A 22,192-nucleotide genomic window follows, 5' to 3' on the forward strand; every position below is an offset into this window, starting at 1 on the left:
CATTCATTTTATTTGAACGATTAATGGGTTTTTAAGGCATTCAGCAAATTGATTTAAGTAATCGTCCCATTCCTCTTTATTGGCAAACTGCCTACTTTTCTTCCACCCAAAACCCGCATAATAGATGACCTTATCGCTTTTGGCTTTCATATGGGCGAAAAGGTTACTTTCATCTTTTCCATCCGTTACAAAATGGTCATGACCTATCATTGCGTTTTTTGGCACAACTATTCCAGTCCCCAATTCCGAATCACCATGAGGCTCCCAATAACTTATCCATCCCTTTTCATCGTTAACTTCGATTTCACCGTCTTTTTCATGAAGCGTTAGTCCTGCGGAAATAGTATCGGTTCCTTTTAAGGTAATCTCAAATTTGGACAGATTGCTTCCATAATCCAATGAAATGGTTTTACTCTCGGATATTTTATTGCCTGCCGCATCCCAATCCGCATAGGTCAAAATAAAACTTGTTCTGATTGGACCTGTAGCCAAAGTTTTCCAAGAGGTAAAATTCTTGGAAATGTGATAGGTAGTATCCACTTTCTTGGCAATTCCCCCAACCCCTCTACTGATTCCTACATGAAAATTGTCAAGCCCTTCGCCATCATCCTTATGATAGCTGCCATCGGTTTCCAATTCTTTTTTATACCATTTATTGATAATAGGATAATCTACACGTTTCAACCATGCATCTATTCCACTTGATAGGGTGCCGCCCTTTACCCCATCTTCTTTCATTTTTTGGGCGGTCGGACCATAGGTTCTGAAAGCAACACGATTGTTTTCCCAGGCGTAGTCGTCGGTCCGTTCAGGAACAAATCGCGAATAACAGGCCGGAACAGTATCACCTAGCTTCAGTTTTTCCGTAAAATGAATTTCAAAAATCCGTTCTCCACCTGAAGATATTTCAGGTTGAAACAAGAGTTCGTCCGTTTCGCCGTCACCGTCAGAATCTATTTGTTGCGAAACCACTTCTTTTTGGGTTTCAGCATCCTTCAAAATGATGCCGGCCATTGCATCAGCAAGCTCGAGTGAAGACAAATCCACCGAAACGGTTTCAAAAGAACGGTTAATATCCATAGGGTTTTTTACGACAATTTGCTTATGCTTTTCTAGATTTTCAGCACAGGACAGAAAGAAAATGGAAACGCAAATAGCTGCGAAAATGTTTAGTTTTTTCATTATTAAAAATTAATCCTCATTGAATGGTTTTCCAATAGTAGCCAAGATACCTCCATCTACATATAATACGTGACCGTTTACAAAATCACTTGCTTTCGAAGATAAGAAAATGGCTGCCCCAGCCAAATCATCTGGGTCTCCCCATTTTGCCGCTGGAGTACGGTTAACTATAAATTCATTGAATGGATGGCCATCGACTCGAATTGGCGCAGTTTGAGAAGTAGCAAAATATCCTGGGCCAATGCCATTGACCTGTATATTGTGTTTTGCCCATTCGGTCGCCATATTTCGGGTCAACATTTTGAGTCCTCCTTTTGCTGCCGCATACGCACCAACGGTATTTCTGCCCAGTTCACTCATCATAGAACAGATATTGATAATCTTGCCCTGTTTGCGTGCCATCATAGTTTTAACAACATGTTTTGACATTATAAATGGACTAACCAAATCAATATCGATTACTTCTTTAAAGTCGGCCACTTCCATCTCTTCCAAGGGAGTTCTTTTTATGATACCAGCATTGTTCACCAAAATATCAATAGGCCCAACCTCGCTTTGTATCTTACTAATGGCATCGGCAACTTGACTTTCGTCGGCTACATTGAATTTGCAGCCAAAAACTTTTATGCCTTCACGCTCATAATGCTTTACGGCATCATTAATTTTTTGTTGGGAAGAGTTTCCATTTATAATGAGTGTTGCACCAGCTTTACCTAATCCTTTGGCCATGGCCATGCCTAATCCGTGCGTGCTTCCGGTGACCAATGCAATTTTTCCGCTTAAATCGAATAGTTCAGTACTCATGAGCCTATCTTAATTCAGTTATTTTGGCGACATCCATATCGTTATAATCCAAATTCTCTCCTGCCATGCCCCAAATGAAAGTGTAATTTGAGGTACCAGAACCACAATGTATGGACCAAGGTGGAGAAATCACCGCTTGGTGGTTTTGCATCCAGATATGGCGGGTTTCTTGGGGCTGCCCCATAAAATGACAAACGGATTGCCCTTCGGGTACGTCCAAATAAAAGTAGACTTCCATCCTACGATCATGAACATGGGCCGGCATCGTATTCCAAACACTTCCAGTTTTAAGTTCAGTCATTCCCATCTGTAGTTGGCAGGTGGTCACAACTCCGCCTATAATCATCTGACTGACTGTTCGGTGATTAGCGGTTTCTAAAGAACCCAACTCTATTTTATTTGCTTGTTCAAGACTTACTTTTTTTGTTGGATACGAAGTATGTGCCGGTGCGGAATTCAAATAGAATTTAGCTGGCTTTGCGGAATCATCGCTTTTGAAAACGATTTCTTTGGCACCCATTCCAATATACAACGCATCTTTATGCCCAAGTTCGTAAGATGTTCCATCTACCTCAACGCTACCACTATCACCTACATTGATAATTCCCAATTCACGTCGTTCTAAAAAATATTCAGCTTTTAATGGGTCAATCGTTTCTAGTTTCAAAGTTCCATCAGGAACTGCAGAACCTGCAATATATCGGTCGTAATGTGTATAGGTCAGATTGATCTTCCCTTTTTGCATGAGGTTGTCAATGAGAAACTCATCGCGCAGCGCGGTGGTGTCATATTTTTTTACTGCCTCTGGACTGGAGGCATATCTTGATTCATAGGTAGTCATTTCTAGATGTGATTTTGAAATTAGAATACTTTAAACTATGTCCTTAATCAATAATTGTGGACAGCAATAAAAGTAGGCAGGATGGCAAAAATGTCCATCCTGTGCTATCTTGTACTAAGTGGTGTGTGCCGAGAAATCTTTAGCGACGCGTTTAAAAAATCACCGTGAAGGTTCAAAAGTGACCTAAAGCGAATTTCTATCAATAAATCGGAAAGGGTTTTTCACCTTCCCTTTCTCCTTGTCCATGATCATGCGTGCCGCAGTTTCGCCCATGGCCTTGAAATCGGTTGAAATGCAGGTGATACCCAATAGTTGTTTTAAAGGGGTGTCATTATAAGAAATGACCCCTATATCGTTGCCCAATTCAAATTCCTGATTCCGTATCTGATTGACCAAGTTGACCAGATCCGATTCAGTTATTGTAATAAACAGATCTCCCTTTTTTAGAATCATATCATCATAGATTTCTTCAAGCACCTCAAAATCAATGTTATGCTGAACACAAAATTTACGAAACCCATGCAGAATTCTCTTGGGGTAGGGATAAACGGAACTTTCCGGATACGCTATAAACAGCTTTTCATAATTTAAAATCTTCGAAAATCCCTCTTGGAGAGAATCATAAATATCGTTTTCGAAGTCTTGATAAATTTCAATAAACGATCCCTTTATTTCCGAAATAAGATTATCCATTAAAATTAGTTTATTCTTGGGTATCTCATCTATTGCCTTTACCACCCTGCTAGTAAAACTAGAATGCTTTAATTTTTCATTCTTAAAATGTGGCATAATGACGTAATAGTCATAGGCATTCTTGTTTTTTTCCAGGAGATTCAAAAAGAGCTCCTCCTCACAATGGTAAATATGCAAATCTGTATGCGACGTACCACCAATGCTATTTATGAAGGAATTGTAAATACGCATCTTATACGAACTCAATTTATTGATTAGGAAAAGAATATTGACCTTGGAAATCAATTTTGTTCGCGCAATGTAATATCCCTTTCCCCTGATGGATATAATTACTTGGCGCTCTTTTAAAATGTTATATGCTTTTTCAACGGTATCCCTAGAAAGGAGATATTCCTCACTGAACATATTTATTGACGGAATTTTCTCGTCCATCTTTAGATTTCCAGTCGAAATATTATAAATTATCGAGTCAACAATCTGCTTGTATTTTGGTATTCTTGAATTCTCCTCGATTTTGATGTATTTAAACATTTCCATTATAAGACGTTTTGGTTCGTGGTACGCAAATCCCTCCCAACAAATAAAAGGATTTAAGCGAACAATTGTATATAGCTGGTAAAAATATTTTTCTATCTTGAAAACTGGTGTACGGTACAGTACAGGATACAAAGATTTCTTACATCTTTTATTTTCGCTAGCAAATGCAATAATTTTTATCAATGAAAAATACTGTACAGCAATTTAAATATGTCGATTACCTTTGGAACGAAAGTAAAGCTGCTGCCCTTGGTGATAACCAGGTGGAACTGTTCTTATACCGGTCAAATATACTTGGCGCAGACTTAAGAATAACAAACTACGGCGGTGGTAATACGAGTTGCAAAACCATTGAAAAAGATCCATTGACCAATGAAGAGGTGGAGGTAATGTGGATCAAAGGCTCTGGTGGTGATATAGGCACTTTGACAAAAGCGGGAATTGCTGGTCTTTATACGGATAGATTAAGAAATCTAAAAAATGTTTATGGCGGTTTGGAAGATGAAGATCGTATGGTAGGTCTTTTCAATCATTGCATTTATGATTTAGACAGCAAGGCTCCTTCCATAGATACACCGTTGCACGGATTACTTCCCTTTAAACATATTGATCATTTACATCCTGATGCACTGATTGCAGTTGCTGCCGCAAAAGATAGCCAAAGAGTGACTAAAGAAATTTGGGGCGATACCATGGGATGGGTTCCGTGGCAGCGACCCGGTTTTGACTTGGGACTTCAATTGGAAAAATGCCTGAACGACAATCCCGGAATACGGGGAATCGTGTTGGGCAGTCACGGACTTTTCACTTGGGGCGATACTTCCTATGAATGCTACATGAACAGTCTGGAGGTCATTGAAATGGCTTCGGATTATATCGAAAATAAAGTCAAAGAAAACGGAAGTGTGTTTGGTGGGCAAAAAGTTCAAAGCCTTCCTGTTGAAGAACGTCGCGAAAAAGCCGCGCAGTTGATGCCGATGTTACGAGGCCTTTGTTCTTCCGAAAACAGAATGATAGGCCACTTCAATGATAGTGATGTTGTACTTGAATATATCAACAGTAACGATTTGGACCGATTGGCGCCAATGGGTACGTCTTGCCCTGATCACTTTTTACGGACCAAAATCCAACCACTTGTATTGAATTTAGATACCAACGAAGACCTTTCAGATTCAAAAAAGGTCGTCGATAAATTGAAGCCGTCATTTGAGCAATACAAAAAAGAATACCAAGAATATTATGACACCCATAAAAGGGATAATAGTCCTGCAGTACGAGATGCCAGTCCTGTAGTAATTATTTATCCTGGAGTGGGTATGTTCAGTTTTGCCAAAAACAAACAGACCACTCGAGTTGCGAATGAGTTTTATGTAAACGCCATTAATGTGATGCGCGGTGCTGAAGCTATCACAGAATATACTTCGCTACCAAGACAAGAAGCCTTCGATATTGAATATTGGCTTTTGGAAGAAGCCAAATTACAGCGCATGCCCAAAGAAAAACCACTATCAAGAAAAGTGGCTTTAGTTACAGGTGCCGGAGGTGGTATTGGCAAAGCCATTGCAGATAAATTGGCCGAAGAAGGTGCCAACGTCATATTGACGGACATTGCTGAAGAAAGACTCAAGGAGGGTGTGGAAACATACGCAAGGGATACGGCCAGTTATGCTGTATGTGATGTTACAAAAAGTGATTCTATCGCTGAGGCTTACAAAAAAGCATGTTTGGAATTCGGTGGGGTAGATATTGTGGTACATAGTGCCGGACTGGCAATTTCCAAACCACTCGAAGAAACTACAGAAAAAGATTGGGACATTCTTCAAAATGTATTGGTTAAAGGTCAGTTTGAACTTGCGAAACAAGCCGTTGCCATCATGCGAAAGCAAGGTCTTGGTGGCGACTTCATCAGTATCGCCAGTAAAAATGGATTGGTGTCCGGTCCAAATAATGTGGGGTACGGAACTTCGAAAGCTGCCCAACAGCACATGGCCCGTTTATTAGCGGCGGAGTTGGGTGGTGATAAGATACGAGTAAATACTGTCAACCCTGACGGGGTAATTGTCGGTAGTAAAATTTGGGAAGGCGATTGGGCCGAAGGCCGCGCCAAAGCTTATGGAATATCAGTTGACGAACTACCTGCACATTATGCAAAACGTAATCTGTTAAACGAAATAATTTATCCGGAAGATATTGCCAATGGGGTTTTTGCCTGCGTCGGCGTTTTGGATAAAACTACGGGAAATATAATCAATGTAGATGGTGGAATGGCCAACGCATTTGTACGATAGATTGTTAAGTTAGTTTTTTTAAGGCTTCCATGGGGTCCTAACCCCATGGAAGTTTATTTTCAACTTTAATTTTAGAAAACCATATGAGAATAGATAAAAGTCGACTTGACGATGCCAACAAGAAAGATGAAGCTCGACACAAGGATCACTTCGATTTTTTATCGAACCAATTGACCATGAAGGGTTGTGATGTTGAGAGTATTCTAAAAAAACTATCTGATTTTCAGGTGGCTATACCGAGTTGGGCATTGGGTGCTGGAGGAACACGATTTGGACGTTTCGGATTTCAGGGTGAACCATCGAATTTAGAACAAAAAATAGATGATGTAGGCATTTTACATACACTTACGAAAACTGCTGGAGCAATCTCATTGCATATCCCTTGGGATGTTCCAAAAGATTACAGTGCGATTAAAGAGTTGGCAAACTCCCATGATATTATCTTTGACGCTGTTAATTCCAACACTTTTCAGGATCAAAAAAACGCAAAAGAGAGTTATCGTTTCGGATCGCTGAGTAACACCAATAGGTCAGTTCGCGAACAGGCAATTCAACATAATACCGAAGTCATACAAATTGGGGATAAACTAGGTTCTAAAAGTCTGACCATTTGGTTGGCGGACGGGTCTAATTTCCCAGGACAGAGTAACTTTCAGACTGCACTTCAACATACGGAAGATAGCCTGAAGGATATCTACAAAACGCTTCCCAACGACTGGAAACTCTTTATCGAGTACAAACCCTACGAACCAAATTTCTATAGCACCGTAATTCAAGATTGGGGCACTTCTTTTATGCTCGCCAATGCTTGTGGTGATAAAGCATACACACTGGTGGATTTAGGGCACCATCTACCCAATACCAATATCGAGCAAATTGTTTCGACCTTGATGTTAAAAGGGAAACTGGGTGGATTTCATTTCAATGACAGCAAATATGGCGATGATGATTCAACTGTGGGTAGCGTGAAACCATATTCCCTTTTTCTTATTTTCAATGCCTTGGTTTATGGGATGGAGAACAATCCACAGAACCCATATCCGGCATGGATGATCGATGCGAGTCACAATATCAAGGATCCTTTGGAAGATTTAATACAATCATTGGAAGCCATTCAAGAGGCATATGCCAAGGCCCTCCTAGTCGATCAAAAGTTACTGACCGGAGCGCAACAGAACCATGACGTGGTCAAATGCCAGGAGATTCTTCAAGATGCCTATCGAACTGATGTTAGGCCACTTCTTGAAAAAGCTAGACTAGAAAGTGGTGGGGCAATAAATCCCATCAACGCTTATCGGTCTTTACAGGTTCGGGAAAATCTAATCGATGAAAGAGGGACCGATTCCGTAGCATCCGGACTATAATTGCATTATAATGAAAACCAAGGTGACGGCTGTATTCGATATTGGTAGGACGAACAAAAAGTTCTTTCTTTTTGATTCGGAATTTCAGGAGGTGCACCGTGAGTACGAACGGTTCGATGAAATCACAGATGAAGATGGCTATCCGACCGAAAACCTAGCCGCTATAGAAAACTGGGCAAAAGAGGTTTTTGACAAAACTCTCGAGGTCTCGGAATATGAGATATCTGCATTGAATTTCTCCTGTTACGGGGCGAGTTTGGTGCATATCGACGAAAATGGCAAACCAGTGACACCTCTTTATAATTACATGAAACCCATAAAGGATGAGATTTACGATTCCTTCTATACCAAATATGGTCCTGAAAATGAAATTTCAAGAGCGACGGGATCTCCAAAATTGGGCATGTTAAATACGGGCATGCATATATATTGGCTCAAATATGCCAAGCCCGAAGTCTTTAAAAAAATAAAATATTCACTGCACCTTCCGCAATACCTCAGTTATTTGTTTACCGGAATTCCCGTAAGCGAATACACGAGTATAGGTTGCCATACCCTACTTTGGGATTATGAAAAGAAGGACTATCATTCATGGGTATATGAGGAAGGAATAGAGAAAAAATTACCGCCTATTACCTCATCTAGAGAAACAACCCCAGTTAGTTATAAGGGCAAAACGATTCAGGTGGGTGCCGGTATTCACGATAGTTCTTCAGCCTTATTACCTTATATTAGAAGTATATCCAAACCATTTTTGCTGGTTTCCACGGGCACTTGGAGCATCTCCATTAACCCCTTCAACATAGGAATGCTTACATCGAAAGATGTTGAGAACGACTCTCTTTTCAATATGCGAATCGATGGTAATCCTGTCAAGGTTTCCAGATTGTTCCTGGGCAATGAATACAAGCTTCAGGTCAAGGTTTTGTCCAAACACTTTAATGTTTTAGAGGACTATCATAAGAACGTGAAGTTTGATCAGGATACTTTTTTTGAAATCAATAAGGACTTCGTTCACATGTTCAAATGGTCGAGTATTTCTTCAGATGATATGCCAGCGGATACCAAAATACCCTACACTAAGTTCGAACATGCCTATCACCAACTGATGCTTGAACTCGTCTTGCTACAAGAGAAAAGTATACGAGCGGCAATTGGAAATCAAAAAATTGAAAGACTTTATATTGATGGGGGCTTTAGTGACAATGAAATCTACATTCAACTACTCTCCCAATATCTGGGAAATATGAAACTTAGCACAACAGATGCTTCCTTGGGTTCGGCCTTGGGGGCAGCAATAGTTATTTCGGATATAACCCTGGAACCAAAATTCCTGAAGAAAAACTACGCATTAAAAAAACATCGTACAGTTATCCTTAATTGAACTATTCATATGGCCCAGGAATTCAATACCGCTTATCCTTCAATGGACGATTTGAGAAACAAAGCCATGCGTCGCATACCTAAATTTGCTTTTGAATATTTAGATGGTGGTTGCAACGAAGACGTCAATATTTCACGAAATACTTCAGAGATACGAGAAGTGCAATTGCAACCAAGATATTTAAGGAATAGGGGTATTAATTCAACAAAGACCAAAGTTCTCGGGATGGAATACGATGCGCCTTTTGGCATCGCACCCGTAGGTTTGCAAGGCCTGATGTGGCCCAATTCCCCAGAGATTTTGGCAAAAGCTGCTTTTGCTCATAACATTCCTTTTATACTCAGTACCGTTACCACAATGAGCATCGAAAGAGCAAGTGAATTGACCGAGGGCAATGCCTGGTTTCAGTTGTACAACCCAGCAGAGGATGAATTACGTGATGATATCATCAATCGAGCAGAGGCTGCGGGATGTCCTGTTCTGGTATTACTTTGTGATGTACCGACCTTTGGATATCGTCCCAGGGATATACGTAACGGTCTGGCATTGCCCCCCAAAATGTCTGTGACCAATATTCTACAAATTTTAGGCAAACCAACTTGGGCCTACAATACCTTGAAATATGGTCAGCCCACTTTTGAAACTTTGAAACCTTACACACCGGAAGGACTCAATTTAAGACAGTTGGGGCAGTTTATGGACAAGACATTTTCCGGTCGTTTGAACGAAGAACGTATAAAACCCATTCGTGATAAATGGAAAGGAAAATTAGTACTTAAAGGAGTGGCCTCTGAACAAGATACGCAAGATGCCATACGTATGGGGTTTGATGGTATTATCGTTTCTAATCATGGGGGTAGACAATTAGACGCTGCCCAATCCACTATAAATTCACTCTCGGAAATTACAGCGAAGTACAGCGACCAAATTGAAATAATGATGGACAGCGGACTGCGCTCAGGCCCCGACATCGCAAGAACTATGGCAAGTGGTGCTAAATTTACATTTATGGGCAGGTCTTTTCTATATGGATGCGGTGCCTTAGGAAATAAAGGTGGAGACCACACCATTTCGATGTTAAAAACACAGTTTAAGCAGGTAATGGACCAATTGTGCTGCGAACGCGTGGAAGATTTGCCAAAACATCTTATAACCAATTAAAACCAACTTAAAATGAGTCAACACAATATTGAGGAGGAAATTGAAGAAATCGTGGGCGGGGAATTTGAAAGAGAACCCGTTCCACAGTCGAAATTAAAAAGTTGGAAAAGCTTTTTGGGAATGTACGCGGGCGAGCATGCGGCAGGGACGGAATTTATGATTGGTCCTCTTTTCTTGACTGCCGGAGTCAGTGCGTTCGACTTAATTTTTGGGCTCTTACTGGGGAATCTTTTAGCAGTTTTAAGCTGGCGCTTTCTAACGGCAAAAATTGCGGTTGAAAATAGATTGACCTTATACTACCAACTTGAAAAAATCTGTGGAAAAAAATTAGTTATAGGCTACAACCTTGCGAATGGAATTTTATTCTGTTTTCTGGCAGGAGCCATGATAACCGTTTCAGCTACGGCAGTAGGGATTCCTTTTGATATGGAGATGCCAAAACTTACCGATACGACTCCGAATGGTATGACTTGGGTCATCATTGTTGTTATCGTTGGTGCCGTAATCTCATTAGTGGCGTCAAAAGGGTATGATACCGTTTCCAAGGCTGCCAATTGGATGTCACCAGTTATCGTCCTGGCATTTTTAGCATGTGGCATTGTAGCCCTAAACCAATTAGGTGTAAAAAGTTTTGAAGACTTCTGGAACATTTGGGGAGAAGGTTCAGAACCATTTCCAGGACAGATAAAATACACTTTTTGGCATGTATGCATTTGGTCATGGTTCGCTAATGCAGCAATGCATGTGGGCATGTCCGATTTATCTGTTTTCCGTTTTGCAAAAAAGGAAAGTTCTGGTTGGACGACAGCCGCTGGAATGTATGTAGGCCACTATATGGCTTGGATAGCCGCTGCCCTGCTCTATGCAGTATATCTCAAATCCCCTGAAGCACAGGCCTTTTTATCAAACGGGGAGGCACCGCCTGTAGCGCCCGGCCCCTTGGCCAATAATGCCATTGGCATTTTTGGAATTATTGCCGTGGTCTTAGCGGGATGGACAACGGCCAACCCGACCATCTATAGAGCAGGATTGGCCTTTCAGGCCATCATGCCCAAAGTATCTACTTTTTGGGTTACCATAATAGCCGGTACGGTCGCGACCATAGCCGGATTATTTCCCGCATTTGCGATGAAACTTTTAGGATTTGTAGCCTTATACGGATTCATACTTGCACCTTTCGGAGCAATCATCGTTTTCGAACACTTCTTCCATAAACAAGCAGGAATCGTAAAAAATTATGCAGAAATGGCCAACCTGAAATTCAACAAGTCAGTATTTTTGGCTTGGGCCATCAGTTTTGGGCTGTTCTATTTTATATCGTTACAATTCGATGTTTTTCTTTCTTTTGTGACTTTACCAGCTTGGTTGTTATGTGGTGTTCTGTTTTTGGTTTTTAGTAAATCATTCCAGAAGAAAACCATTTAGAAGGATTGAGATTTAATCGGCTCAATTTAAAAAATATGTACATGAATCCAAGACTTTTTTATTTCATAAGCATATTGATATTCTTCGGTTGTTCGGAAAAACGGAAGGATAAAATCACGACACCAAACATCGTTTATATTTATGTCGATCAACTCAGTGCGAATATGATGAGTTGCGCAGGTAATCAATGGCTAAAAACACCTGCCATGGATTATATCGCCGATAACGGCATGCGATTTACCAGAGCATATACGACTAATCCGGTTTGTTCTCCTGCAAGGGTTAGTTTATTGACCGGGCGCTTTCCAGGGTATTTTACTGATGATCAGGGGGAAGAGGTTCGCGAGAACAGGGGTTCCATAAAAATACCTCAAGTATCTCAAGAGGTTCTGAATACTACACTTCCGTCCTATCTTAAAAAGGCGAATTACGGTTTGTATTATGGCGGGAAAGAACACCTGCCTGCCTCCTTATCGCCCTCAACTTTGGGTTTCACATACTTCAGTAAAAATGAAAGGCAAGAACTAGCGGCAGAGGCGGCGAAAATTATTAGAGCAGATCATGACAAACCTTATTTTATGATGGTCTCGCTAATCAACCCTCATGATATTTGTTATATGGCACTTCGAGAAAAGGCAACCAGCGAGCAGGACGCCAATATTCTCAAACGGGCTACAGTAGAGTTGACCACACTCGATAGTGCTATGAAAATACCCGAAGGTGTAAGCTCCGATGAATTTTTTAAATCCCACTGCCCTCCTCTTCCACCGAACTATGAACCGCAAATCGATGAACCGCAGGCAGTAAAAAAACTCATCAACCTTAGACCTTTTCGACAAAATGCGAGGGAGAATTTCACTGATGACCAATGGCGCCACCACCGTTATGCGTATCATCGATTAACAGAAGTGGTTGATGCGAAAATTCAAACCATTCTTGATGCCATTAAAGAAAGTGGGCAAGAAGAAAACACACTTATTCTTTTCTCAAGTGACCATGGGGATATGAGCGCAAGCCATCGTATGGAGCATAAATCGACCCTATATGAAGAGTCCGCAAATATTCCATTTATGGCGATGTGGAAAGGTCATATTCCGGCTGGAAAAGTAGATAGCGAAAATTTGGTTTCGAATGGACTAGACCTGCTTCCAACAATCTGTGATTACGCTGGAATTATAGGTGTATCCGACCCACGGGGTAAAAGTTTACGACCTCTCCTGGAAGGCAATAAGGTAAACTGGCGGGAAACACTTGGTGTAGAAAGTGAAATAGGTAAAATGGTGATAAACAAAAACGGTTTAAAATACGTTCGGTACGACCTTGCAGGATTTGAAGAGCAGCTATTAGATTTGAAAGAAGATCCATTTGAAACTATACACTTTACCAATAATCCAAAGTACCGGCAGCCCCTAGATGAATTGCGAACGATTTATGAAATGGAATGGTTTTCTGAATAGTACCAGTATTATAGATTTATCGGCAACCCGATTTCATCGGACTCGTATACTTTTTCCAATACTTGAATGTTTCTCAGATAAGTAGTAACATCCGTTTCAAAAGGGCTTCCTGACAGCATACATTCCACAAAATTTTGCTGGGTGGCAAATACACAATCCCCGGCAAAATTTATTTTTTGGAAAGTATATTCATGGGTTCTCTCGTTTCCCCCAAGGGACTGCATCGTAATTTTTCCATCTTCATATAACCGAATGGTTCCCTCATTTCCTTCTAAAACTACTGACCCGAAAGTCAATCGGGCATCTTCAGCCGTACTTTCATTGTATCGATTGGCATCGATAAAGCCTAGTCCGCCATTGGCAAAGTCTACCTGTACCCAACCAAAATCCTCTCCCTTTATATTGGTGTTCAACCGTTTTAATCGGGCATATACTTTGGTGATTTCTCCACCCAGGTAATGGAATACATCAATAAAATGAACTCCGGTTTCATACATCAACAACTGCTTCATTTCCCTGAAATAGGGCTGGCGGTTCATATAGGCATCTTCTTGCCAGCCATCGCCCATGCGCATTCTTAGATTTAGGGAATGAATCCGGTTACCGATTGTATTTTTTTCAAGTAGTTTTTTGATTTCCCTATACCAGGGCATGAACCTGAAATTTTCGTGCACCATCATCCGTACATTCGATTTCTCGATCAAGTCAGCAATTTGCTCGGCTTCTCTCAAGGTGGGTGCCAAAGGTTTTTGGCAAATGATATGTACACCGTGGTCAACAGCCATTTGACACATTTGCAAATGGGTATTCGGGGGTGTAATAATATCGATAAAATCAGGTTGCTCAACAAGCAACATTTCATTCAAATCGGCATAGGCGTTTTTAAATCCATAGGTATAGCATATCTTTTGTGCCTTTTCTACGGAAGTACCACAAACTGCTAGAATTTCTACTTCGTCAATTCGTTTCCAGGCCTCAAACTGAAAATGGCTGAAATATCCCGTTCCAATGCAAACTCCTTTTAATTTTCCCATTTTAATATGTTGAAAAATGTCGCTGTGGCTTCATGTTGTACCAAAGTACTATGGCAATAATATTCAATATTGCACCGACCACAAAAAATGGTGTGGTAGATTCCGTCCAAGCTTGCAAGTAAGGAAATGCCAACGCGGTTAAAAATGCGCCGATATTTCCGGCCATGTTCATGGTTCCGGAAACCGCACCGGAATTTTCCTTACCGATATCCACGCAGAAAGACCATGAGGGCGGCAAGGTCATGTCGGCCCCAAAAATGGCAAGGCTCAAGAAAACTATGGCACCAACAACATTATCCATATAAATACTTCCGACCAATCCAATAGCAGCCAATAGAAATCCAAGGGATGCCGGAAAAATACGCGATCGATCCCAATTTCCATTCTTAAAAATACGGTCACTCAATCCGCCAGCGAACCAATTGCCGAATGCCCCAAAAATTAGGGGTATCGAAGTATAAAAACCTGCTTCAATCGTATCTAAATTATATTCACTTTTCACATGTGGAAAAAGCCAAGTCAAGGCAAAGAAGAAAGTGAAATTGCTACAGAAGTATTGCCCCATGGCCAGCCACATATTCTTCGATCGGAGCAAAGTGGCCATATTGATCTTTTCGGATGTTTTTTCAGTATCCTTTTGTTGTCTTGTTGCTAGAATAAACTCTTTTTCATTTGCTGGGATACCTGTATGTTCTTCAGGATTGTCTCTAAAAAGAAGATACCATGCCCCGGCCCAAACCACACCGATACACCCTAAAATAATAAATGAAGTACGCCATCCGAAATCCTCGATCATCCAAGCGACCAACGGCAATGCAAAGGCGGCTCCTAACCTAGAACCTGAGAAATTGATTCCTGTAACAAGGCCTCTTTCTTGAAGCGGTATCCAGCTGTAAATAGCCCTTGACATTCCAGGAAAGGCCCCTGCCTCGCCAGCACCAAATAAAAACCTGACGACCAAAAGCGATATAAAGTTCCATGTCGCCCCGGTCAATGCCGTAAATCCAGACCAAATGGTTACGATAACGGAAAGTACCTTACGTGGCCCTAGCCGATCGGACAACATACCAGCAGGGGTTTGAAATAGCGCGTAGCCCAATGAAAAAGCGGCCAATACCCACCCCATTTGTTTATCGTTCAGGTCGAGAGCGCCGGAAATGGGTTCCTTGGCAACCGAGATGCAGACACGATCAATGTATAGCAAAAGAGCCAACAAAAAAGTACCTAAAACCATGAAATACCTTCTGGGAAAATGCTTTCTTGCGCTCATGATAGTTTTTGGATTACGTTATAAAGAGCATCGCTCTCCCCTACATTACCAGGAAAAACAATATAGGGTAATTCGGGAAATTTCGCATTTATCCCCAAGCGCCAAACGGGGACACCGTTGATAGCTTGTCCGATAATGTTGGCTCCGGTTACCTTCAACGCTTTTACAGCAATATCACTCGAAGTTATACCTCCTTTAGCCAAAATATACTTGGGCCTATTCTTGATTTTTTTGACAATTGCAATTAGGTTTTGGGACACCTGATTTACGATTTCTAGACTTTCTTCTTTGGTGTCACCTTTTATAACATCCCTTGCGGTGTATAGGACCACGGTCTTCTTTTGTACTATTTGACTATCAATTTTGGAACTGATTTCCGTTAATTCTTTTTCGACAGATGTACTTTTTATCATTTTTGCAACATCAAATTCTATGAAAACAGCTTCTGAACGCTTCTTCAAACAGGCCAATTGCGCTGTGGTTTTCGGTACATATGATCCTATTATAACCAATCCACCATTGGATTCATCATCTCTCAAAAGTTCTTCTTTTTGGAGAAGCGGTCTTAATTCTATATTCGATATGGCATTTATAAATGATGCCGCTGTTCTAAAGATAAAAGGCCCTTTCGACCGTAGGCTTGCCAAGGCAATTGCACAAAGGTCTTTGTAAGTAGTGGCATTTACTATAAAATGACGATTGTTTCCGTTGAGGATATCACTCACTGCTGCTATTGGATGATTTCGAATAAGGTCTAGGTTCAAACTATGAACTGCTGTCGCCTTAATGACACCCTGGGTCTTTTCTTCCACCCATTGCTTTAAATCAGAGGAATCATAGCCAAAAGTATTATCTCTTGCAAAAGGAGTTTCTCCTGCAGGAATAAATTCCTCTCCTTCCTTGACGTAATGGATATCATTGAAGGTATATCTTCCGCCTTCAAAAAAGGCGGGAATCAATAATTCTTTTGCTTGCTCCCAACCCAGTCCTTCCGCTAATGCACTTACTTCGTTGGGATAGTGGCCACGTAAAGTAGAATCGCTGCGACTAATTACCAGTAACTTTTTGTTGTGCTTGGCCGAGGCTTTTTTGAGTCTTCTTCCTATCAATTTGCCTAATGCATCAGCATCTTCGGCTTGAAGACTTCTGGAATTCGTCAAAATAAAAAATACCGGACTGGTCAAGATTTCCCTTTCAATAACTTCCTCCGACCATTGGGTGATTACAGGAACATCGTGAACGGTCTGTGTCCCAGTCGGGTCGTCGTCTAGAATGACAATTGTCCTTGGATTTTGAAGAAGTTCTGTACGGATTTCATCTCGATAGTCTGTACCGTGTTCCCCTTCCCGTATTGATCTTATGATTGCTTGGTCGGTCATTCGCTTCTATTCTAGTGCAATGACTCTTGCGGGCGCCCCATCCCCATTTTCTATCTTTAATGGCAATGCGACCAAGGTTACTTTTTCCTTTGATATTTCCTCGAGATTCGTCAGCCCCTCGATGATTACAATATCGTTTTGCATCAATATGGTATGGATTTCTGTGACTTCTTCCAAATTATTGACATCGGCAACCGATGGGGGCTCGACCCCCAACATATTTACCCCTTTTTCGCCAAGCCAATGGGCCAATTCAGAACTGATTCGAGGAAGTTCGTTCCGGTACATATCCGTTCCCAATCTTTTGCTCCATCCTGTATGCAAGAGGATGCTTTGCCCTTTTTGTATTTTATTTTCAATGGCTTGTAAGTGTGAAATCGTAATTGACTCACTCGGTTGAGTTAGTGTCAAATCGATAACCCAAGCTTCCGAAATGAGTCGATTCACGGGAATTGTATCCATCGTTTGATTATTGATCTCAAAATGTAGAGGGGCATCCATATGCGTACCACTGTGCGAATACAGATGCAAGGTGGTGGCGTTCCAACCGTCCTCACTCAAGGTTTTGGCCTGTTCAATGGATACGCCTGCTACATCCTCATTGATGGGCAGGGTAAGGTCAATTACTTTTTTATCAATCATAGTGATCTAAGTGATTACCATATTTGTTGCCCGGATAAATTCTACCACGCTATCCGCCACTTCAGTTGTGGTTGCAGTGCCCATAAGGTCTTTGGTAAGATTACCCTTGGCTGTTGTATGCTCGATGCCCGCCATGATATCTTTTGCCGCTTCGATTTCACCCAGATGCTCTAACATGATAGCTGCGGACCAAATCTGTCCGATAGGGTTCGCTATATTCTTCCCTGCAATATCAGGTGCAGATCCATGTATAGGTTCAAACATAGACGGAAACTCCTTTTCCGGATTAATATTCCCGCTTCCACCAAGGCCCAAACTACCCATAATGGCACCACCCAAATCGGAGAGAATATCACCAAAAAGATTCGTGGTTAAAATAACATCAAAAATCTCCGGACGCAACACAAAACTTGCCGATGCATTGTCGATGTACATTTTCTCATAGGTTACATCAGGATATTCCTGAGCGACCTCGGCAATTACTTGATCCCAATAGGCCAGACTACTAATTAGGGTATTCGATTTGGTTACATTGGTTACCTTCTTGTTTCTTTTACGTGCCAGTTTGAATGAGTAATGGGCTACGCGCTCGATACCGAACCTCGTAAAAATACTGGTATCTATAGCAACGCCAGATGGTTCTTCGGCATGTAGTATTTTACCGCTCTGTACAAACTCTCCTTCGTTGTTTTCGCGGATAACGACAAAATCGATATCCTCTTCGGTTTTGTATCGTAAAGGACTATCCACACCCGAGAACAATTTCACGGGACGATAATTAATGTATTGCTGGAACGAAGTGCGCACCTTAAAAGTATAATCCCTTGCTGGCAAGGTATCATCTATTTCAGGCAGACCGACGGCACCAAAAAAGATGGCATCAAATTCCCTTAAAGTTTCCAAGGCATTGTCTGTCATGAACTTTCCATGCTCCTTATAATATCCAGCGCCAAAGGGAAACTCCTCCTTTTCAAGTTTAAATCCAAATTTATCCGCTGCTGCATCAAGTACTGAAACACCCGCGGGAACGATTTCGGCTCCTACGCCATCTCCGTTTACGACTGCAATTTTGTATGTTTTTTCCATAATCCAGTTTATAGATTTTAATTCTTGCACAATTTTGCACAATACGTCTTATCTCAATTTCATCAAATATATTTAATTACTATAATGCAACATAGATATTTTTGTATTAATTTGCGCAAATATTTGCACAACCTTACTTCTTGTAACATGAAAAAAAACAAAGCAACATTAGCCGATATTGCGAATACTTTAGATGTTTCGATTTCAACGGTATCAAGAGCTCTAAAAGGGCATCCTAGAATTGGGACGAAAACCAAGGAAAAAGTGCTCGAGGCAGCAAGAGATTTGGGGTACATGTCCCCTAGTATGCTGGCATCCGAAGTAAGTAAACGTTCTAAGTTCATTGGGGTAATTGTACCGAAAATAAGCTACCACCTATACGCAATGGCGATAAGCGGCATAGAAAAAGTTGCCGAAACAAGGGGGATGCATATTATTGTTTGCCAATCGAACGAATCACAGGAAAGGGAACAAAGCCTTGTACACGAATTAATGGACTTGGGTGTGGTTGGTGTCATCGCCTCCTTGGCTAGCGAGACCACCGATTTCAGTCATTTCGATGCATTGAAAAACAGAAAAATTCCGTTGGTTTTTTTTAACCGTCAATGTGACGAGGTTGAAACGGACAAGGTGGTCATCGATAATTACAAAGCCTCTTGTGACGCGACGGAGCATCTCATTGCTATAGGGTGTAAAAAAATTGCTTATCTAGGTGGACCTGAAATACTTCAAATCAATAAGGTCAGAGCGGCGGGATTCAAATCTACTTTGCAAAAAAGTAGTTTGGAGCCATATACCGATTTTATGGTCTATGCTAATTTCGAGAAGCAAAGTACATTGAGCGCTGCCCGAAAATTACTGTACTCACCTATAACTCCAGATGGTGTCCTGGCCTATAGCGATCAGATGGCTATTGGGTTAATGGTTGCAGCAAAGGAACGAGGATTAAAGATACCAGAAGACATTGCTATTATCGGCTTTAATAATGAACCTGTAGATGAACTTTTGGAACCTTCCTTGACCAGCGTAGACCAACCGGCATTAGTTATGGGGGAAGAATCGGCCAACTTGATATTTAAACAAATCGATAACAAAGAGGAGGGTTACAAAAAAAAGATTTTGAAGTCCTTTCTTGTGGTTCGTAATTCTACGAATCGGAATAGGGTTTAATAAAAGGTGAACTCTTTATATTAATTGATTAAGCGAACAAGCTAAAAGGAAGTTTGATCAGATTTACCACAACCGTCTGACCGCCTTTGTTTCCGCTTCCAGTTGAGTTAGTACTCTTCCAAATCGGTTTTGGACATACTCCCGTACCGCCACCATTTCCCTTTTTATTGAAGGCAAAATAACAACATCCGTTCTTGGACGACGGCATAAACCAGGACCCCGCTCAATGCGGGGTTCTCTTTTTTATACGCCTTACCAAGCCCGGATATTGTAGAGAAGTACAGCATCAAAAAAAGGGTAACAGCGGACGGCACTATGGGAAGTAAATCAAAAACAAAAAAGATGAAATCGTACAGAATCAGCAAAAAGGAAGCGGAACAAAAGTTAAAAATCAAAAAAAGGGAAAACACTCTGGATATAATAAGTAAATCATTCAAAAACCGCTCGAAGGGTTCGGGTGGTTCAAATATAAATCCTTTAAATATTTTTAGTATGAGTAATCTTAGAAACAAAGTCCAATTGATTGGCAACGTGGGGAACGATCCCGAAATGACCGTTTTGGAAAGCGGTAAAAAAGTAATCCGTTTTTCATTGGCGACCAATGAGAGCTACAAGAACGCCAAAGGCGAGAAAGTACAGAGTACGGACTGGCATAATATGGTGGCTTGGGGCAAGACTGCCGAGATCGTAGAAAAGTATGCCTTAAAGGGCAAGCAAGTCGCCATTGAAGGCAAATTGACCTCTCGAAGCTACGAGACCAAAGAAGGCGAAAAACGCTACATCACGGAAGTGATTGTTAGCGAGGTTCTACTATTAGGTGCTAAAAACGAAAACAAGGCAGCATAGTATGACTGATCTATTAAAATTAAAGAGGGCATCTCTCGCGAAAGTTCTGCCCTCTTTTTCATTACCTGAAACTATTAAATTAAAAGCAATGAAAGACAAAGTTAACGAAATACGAATAAGCTATAAAGAACGTATCCCCTCCCCTTTTTGGCAAAAGATAAATTCCTCAAAGGATGCTGCCGATCTACTCTTTGAGCATTGGGACAAACAGACCATACAAGTTCACGAATCCTTTAAGGTCGTACTATTGAACAACAATAATAAAGTAAAGGGTATCTACCAACTTTCAAAAGGTGGGATCACGTCCACGATTATCGATCTGCGCATCTTATTTGCCGTTGTTTTAAAGTCCTTATCCGTAGCCATTATTTTGACCCACAATCATCCGAGTGGAACATTGAAAGCTAGCACAGCGGATAGACAGATTACGAAAAAAATCAAGAACGCGGCCGAACTTTTGGACATCAAATTACTGGATCATTTGATTATTGTACCCAATGGTGACTACTACAGTTTTGCGGATAACGGCCTGATGTAAAATTGAACACTATGGACATCAATATTGATATACCGTTCCGTCTAAATTTCAATAATCTGGACGGAGATACACAGGAAAAATTGATGGAGCAATCCAAGAAAGAAGTAGCACTAAAATTCGGTCCTGAAATGAAAGCCTACGCCCAAGAAAATCATTTGGACTATCAAGAAATTTTGGAAGAGGAAGCCATCAAGAACCTTTACAATTACAAATTCATGTTCACTATCTAATGAAAGGAGGTTTTTATCGATTGGGGCGACTTGTCAAAGTTGCCCTTTTCCTTTTATGGAAATGCAACGCTTTCCCATATTCAATATGGATTCCTTAAAAATGAATCTTTCTCATTCTTAAAAAACCGTGTTTCAAGCCTAGTAGTTATAAGAGCCTTTACCTTAAGGGAAAGGTATTTTTTTTGACCCCTGCGGGGAAAAAAGGAATAGCAAGAGGACAACACGCTAAAGCGATGTTCTTAGTTTAGATAATTTTTGTAAGTAATTGAAAATGAGATTTATATAACCTAAACTTATCGATTATTGAAAACAGAAGGCTGAAAAGTTTGCTGTAAAAACGCTGGTAACCCCAGTAAACATTGAAAAAGTTTGCTGTAAAAAAATCAATTAAGCATTAAAAGGAATAAAAAAAAGAAATACTCGTATAACTATGAAAGTCTCGCTTTGATTGTTGAAGTCGCCAAAAGATTTCGACGGTTCTCGAAGAAAGTAACAGGCACCCATTCACAAACCCTAGCGGCAATGTTGGACTTTTTCGAATGGCACAATTATTCGCCACATCAACGTATTATCAAAGATATTAATGCCGGGATTGAACCAAACCGCAAACGAATCGATGCGGTAATCGCGATAATTAACCCTGTAGAGAAGTCCCAGAACATTCCCATAATGAATATCGAAGCGATGCTCAAATCCCTTTTCAAAGAAGACATAAAGAAGTACGCCCCCCAATTATTGGAATCTAAACCAACGAAAAAACCAACCCAAAAAACCAACCCAAAAAACCAAAGAAGAAAAGACTACGTTTTCTAGAATAAACTATGACCGTTCTCAAGAAAAACTATCAGAAACCAAAGACCG

At 40.9% G+C, this 22,192-nt stretch carries 20 protein-coding genes; 11 read left to right on the forward strand and 9 right to left on the reverse strand.

What is annotated here, in order from left to right; translation table 11 throughout:
- Window positions 1-3 precede the first annotated feature (3 nt).
- From FEE95_RS21610 to FEE95_RS21625, 4 genes are all read right to left on the reverse strand, one after another.
- Window positions 4-1,182 carry a DUF4861 domain-containing protein gene (locus FEE95_RS21610; RefSeq protein ID WP_138660128.1) on the reverse strand — a complete coding sequence of 393 codons (1,179 nt, stop codon included), beginning with the start codon at window positions 1,180-1,182 and terminating at the stop codon, window positions 4-6.
- A 9-nt stretch (window positions 1,183-1,191) separates the two neighbouring features.
- Window positions 1,192-1,986, reverse strand: coding sequence for a gluconate 5-dehydrogenase (locus tag FEE95_RS21615; protein ID WP_138660129.1), 795 nt, complete (start codon window positions 1,984-1,986; stop codon window positions 1,192-1,194).
- A gap of 4 nt (window positions 1,987-1,990) precedes the next feature.
- Window positions 1,991-2,827: a 5-dehydro-4-deoxy-D-glucuronate isomerase gene (gene kduI, locus FEE95_RS21620; RefSeq protein ID WP_138660130.1), complete on the reverse strand. Its 837-nt coding sequence runs from the start codon at window positions 2,825-2,827 to the stop codon at window positions 1,991-1,993.
- A gap of 183 nt (window positions 2,828-3,010) precedes the next feature.
- Window positions 3,011-4,051, reverse strand: a complete 1,041-nt coding sequence (locus FEE95_RS21625) for a GntR family transcriptional regulator (RefSeq protein WP_138660157.1) — start codon at window positions 4,049-4,051, stop codon at window positions 3,011-3,013.
- A gap of 188 nt (window positions 4,052-4,239) precedes the next feature.
- On the opposite strand from FEE95_RS21625, the gene FEE95_RS21630 reads away from it, so the two are divergent.
- The 6 genes from FEE95_RS21630 (at window position 4,240) to FEE95_RS21655 (ending at window position 13,136) form a co-directional block, all read left to right on the forward strand.
- Window positions 4,240-6,345, forward strand: a complete 2,106-nt coding sequence (locus FEE95_RS21630; protein WP_138660131.1) for a bifunctional aldolase/short-chain dehydrogenase — start codon at window positions 4,240-4,242, stop codon at window positions 6,343-6,345.
- An 83-nt stretch (window positions 6,346-6,428) separates the two neighbouring features.
- Entirely contained in the window at window positions 6,429-7,709 is a 1,281-nt protein-coding gene (locus tag FEE95_RS21635) for a sugar isomerase (protein ID WP_138660132.1), read from the forward strand.
- Between the two features lie 10 nt (window positions 7,710-7,719).
- Window positions 7,720-9,093, forward strand: coding sequence for an FGGY-family carbohydrate kinase (locus FEE95_RS21640; RefSeq protein ID WP_138660133.1), 1,374 nt, complete (start codon window positions 7,720-7,722; stop codon window positions 9,091-9,093).
- Between the two features lie 9 nt (window positions 9,094-9,102).
- Entirely contained in the window at window positions 9,103-10,254 is a 1,152-nt protein-coding gene (locus FEE95_RS21645) for an alpha-hydroxy acid oxidase (protein WP_138660134.1), read from the forward strand.
- Between the two features lie 12 nt (window positions 10,255-10,266).
- Window positions 10,267-11,679, forward strand: a complete 1,413-nt coding sequence (locus FEE95_RS21650) for a purine-cytosine permease family protein (RefSeq protein ID WP_138660135.1) — start codon at window positions 10,267-10,269, stop codon at window positions 11,677-11,679.
- A gap of 41 nt (window positions 11,680-11,720) precedes the next feature.
- Window positions 11,721-13,136 carry a sulfatase family protein gene (locus FEE95_RS21655; RefSeq protein ID WP_238474642.1) on the forward strand — a complete coding sequence of 472 codons (1,416 nt, stop codon included), beginning with the start codon at window positions 11,721-11,723 and terminating at the stop codon, window positions 13,134-13,136.
- A gap of 8 nt (window positions 13,137-13,144) precedes the next feature.
- Here FEE95_RS21655 and FEE95_RS21660 read toward each other — a convergent pair whose 3' ends face one another.
- The 5 genes from FEE95_RS21660 to FEE95_RS21680 are packed head-to-tail and all read right to left on the reverse strand — an operon-like array spanning window position 13,145 to window position 18,547.
- Window positions 13,145-14,170: a Gfo/Idh/MocA family protein gene (locus tag FEE95_RS21660; protein WP_138660137.1), complete on the reverse strand. Its 1,026-nt coding sequence runs from the start codon at window positions 14,168-14,170 to the stop codon at window positions 13,145-13,147.
- A gap of 1 nt (window position 14,171) precedes the next feature.
- The gene (locus FEE95_RS21665; RefSeq protein WP_138660138.1) at window positions 14,172-15,440 is read right to left on the reverse strand and encodes an MFS transporter; all 1,269 of its coding nucleotides are present in this window, start codon (window positions 15,438-15,440) and stop codon (window positions 14,172-14,174) included.
- Window positions 15,437-16,819, reverse strand: coding sequence for a four-carbon acid sugar kinase family protein (locus FEE95_RS21670; protein WP_138660139.1), 1,383 nt, complete (start codon window positions 16,817-16,819; stop codon window positions 15,437-15,439). Before FEE95_RS21670 ends, FEE95_RS21665 begins: the two co-directional genes overlap by 4 nt.
- Before the next feature lie 6 nt (window positions 16,820-16,825).
- Window positions 16,826-17,461 carry a cyclase family protein gene (locus FEE95_RS21675; RefSeq protein WP_138660140.1) on the reverse strand — a complete coding sequence of 212 codons (636 nt, stop codon included), beginning with the start codon at window positions 17,459-17,461 and terminating at the stop codon, window positions 16,826-16,828.
- A gap of 6 nt (window positions 17,462-17,467) precedes the next feature.
- Window positions 17,468-18,547 carry an isocitrate/isopropylmalate dehydrogenase family protein gene (locus FEE95_RS21680; protein WP_138660141.1) on the reverse strand — a complete coding sequence of 360 codons (1,080 nt, stop codon included), beginning with the start codon at window positions 18,545-18,547 and terminating at the stop codon, window positions 17,468-17,470.
- Window positions 18,548-18,694: 147 nt separating this feature from the next.
- Here FEE95_RS21680 and FEE95_RS21685 point away from each other — a divergent pair, with 147 nt between their 5' ends.
- From FEE95_RS21685 to FEE95_RS21705, 5 genes are all read left to right on the forward strand, one after another.
- On the forward strand, window positions 18,695-19,717 hold the full coding sequence (locus FEE95_RS21685) for a LacI family DNA-binding transcriptional regulator (protein WP_138660142.1): 1,023 nt from the start codon (window positions 18,695-18,697) through the stop codon (window positions 19,715-19,717).
- A 492-nt stretch (window positions 19,718-20,209) separates the two neighbouring features.
- Window positions 20,210-20,563 carry a single-stranded DNA-binding protein gene (locus FEE95_RS21690; protein WP_138660158.1) on the forward strand — a complete coding sequence of 118 codons (354 nt, stop codon included), beginning with the start codon at window positions 20,210-20,212 and terminating at the stop codon, window positions 20,561-20,563.
- A gap of 88 nt (window positions 20,564-20,651) precedes the next feature.
- Window positions 20,652-21,101: a JAB domain-containing protein gene (locus FEE95_RS21695; RefSeq protein WP_138660143.1), complete on the forward strand. Its 450-nt coding sequence runs from the start codon at window positions 20,652-20,654 to the stop codon at window positions 21,099-21,101.
- 11 nt (window positions 21,102-21,112) lie between these two features.
- Window positions 21,113-21,331, forward strand: coding sequence for a hypothetical protein (locus FEE95_RS21700; protein WP_138660144.1), 219 nt, complete (start codon window positions 21,113-21,115; stop codon window positions 21,329-21,331).
- 444 nt (window positions 21,332-21,775) lie between these two features.
- Complete coding sequence (locus FEE95_RS21705) at window positions 21,776-22,144, forward strand: BfmA/BtgA family mobilization protein (protein ID WP_317129272.1); 369 nt, start codon at window positions 21,776-21,778, stop codon at window positions 22,142-22,144.
- Window positions 22,145-22,192 lie beyond the last annotated feature (48 nt).

The organism is Maribacter algarum (ex Zhang et al. 2020) (genome assembly GCF_005885635.1).
Taxonomy (GTDB): domain Bacteria; phylum Bacteroidota; class Bacteroidia; order Flavobacteriales; family Flavobacteriaceae; genus Maribacter_C; species Maribacter_C algarum.

Coding starts and splice junctions, on each gene's coding strand:
- FEE95_RS21685 (WP_138660142.1), top strand. CDS start 18,695: ATGAAAAAAAACAAAGCAACATTAGCCGATATTGCGAATACTTTAGAT.
- FEE95_RS21640 (WP_138660133.1), top strand. CDS start 7,720: ATGAAAACCAAGGTGACGGCTGTATTCGATATTGGTAGGACGAACAAA.
- FEE95_RS21645 (WP_138660134.1), top strand. CDS start 9,103: ATGGCCCAGGAATTCAATACCGCTTATCCTTCAATGGACGATTTGAGA.
- FEE95_RS21665 (WP_138660138.1), bottom strand. CDS start 15,440: ATGAGCGCAAGAAAGCATTTTCCCAGAAGGTATTTCATGGTTTTAGGT.
- FEE95_RS21610 (WP_138660128.1), bottom strand. CDS start 1,182: ATGAAAAAACTAAACATTTTCGCAGCTATTTGCGTTTCCATTTTCTTT.
- FEE95_RS21660 (WP_138660137.1), bottom strand. CDS start 14,170: ATGGGAAAATTAAAAGGAGTTTGCATTGGAACGGGATATTTCAGCCAT.
- FEE95_RS21670 (WP_138660139.1), bottom strand. CDS start 16,819: ATGACCGACCAAGCAATCATAAGATCAATACGGGAAGGGGAACACGGT.
- FEE95_RS21690 (WP_138660158.1), top strand. CDS start 20,210: ATGAGTAATCTTAGAAACAAAGTCCAATTGATTGGCAACGTGGGGAAC.
- FEE95_RS21675 (WP_138660140.1), bottom strand. CDS start 17,461: ATGATTGATAAAAAAGTAATTGACCTTACCCTGCCCATCAATGAGGAT.
- FEE95_RS21625 (WP_138660157.1), bottom strand. CDS start 4,051: ATGTTTAAATACATCAAAATCGAGGAGAATTCAAGAATACCAAAATAC.
- FEE95_RS21700 (WP_138660144.1), top strand. CDS start 21,113: ATGGACATCAATATTGATATACCGTTCCGTCTAAATTTCAATAATCTG.
- FEE95_RS21695 (WP_138660143.1), top strand. CDS start 20,652: ATGAAAGACAAAGTTAACGAAATACGAATAAGCTATAAAGAACGTATC.
- FEE95_RS21655 (WP_238474642.1), top strand. CDS start 11,721: ATGAATCCAAGACTTTTTTATTTCATAAGCATATTGATATTCTTCGGT.
- FEE95_RS21615 (WP_138660129.1), bottom strand. CDS start 1,986: ATGAGTACTGAACTATTCGATTTAAGCGGAAAAATTGCATTGGTCACC.
- FEE95_RS21635 (WP_138660132.1), top strand. CDS start 6,429: ATGAGAATAGATAAAAGTCGACTTGACGATGCCAACAAGAAAGATGAA.
- FEE95_RS21650 (WP_138660135.1), top strand. CDS start 10,267: ATGAGTCAACACAATATTGAGGAGGAAATTGAAGAAATCGTGGGCGGG.
- FEE95_RS21680 (WP_138660141.1), bottom strand. CDS start 18,547: ATGGAAAAAACATACAAAATTGCAGTCGTAAACGGAGATGGCGTAGGA.
- kduI (WP_138660130.1), bottom strand. CDS start 2,827: ATGACTACCTATGAATCAAGATATGCCTCCAGTCCAGAGGCAGTAAAA.
- FEE95_RS21630 (WP_138660131.1), top strand. CDS start 4,240: ATGAAAAATACTGTACAGCAATTTAAATATGTCGATTACCTTTGGAAC.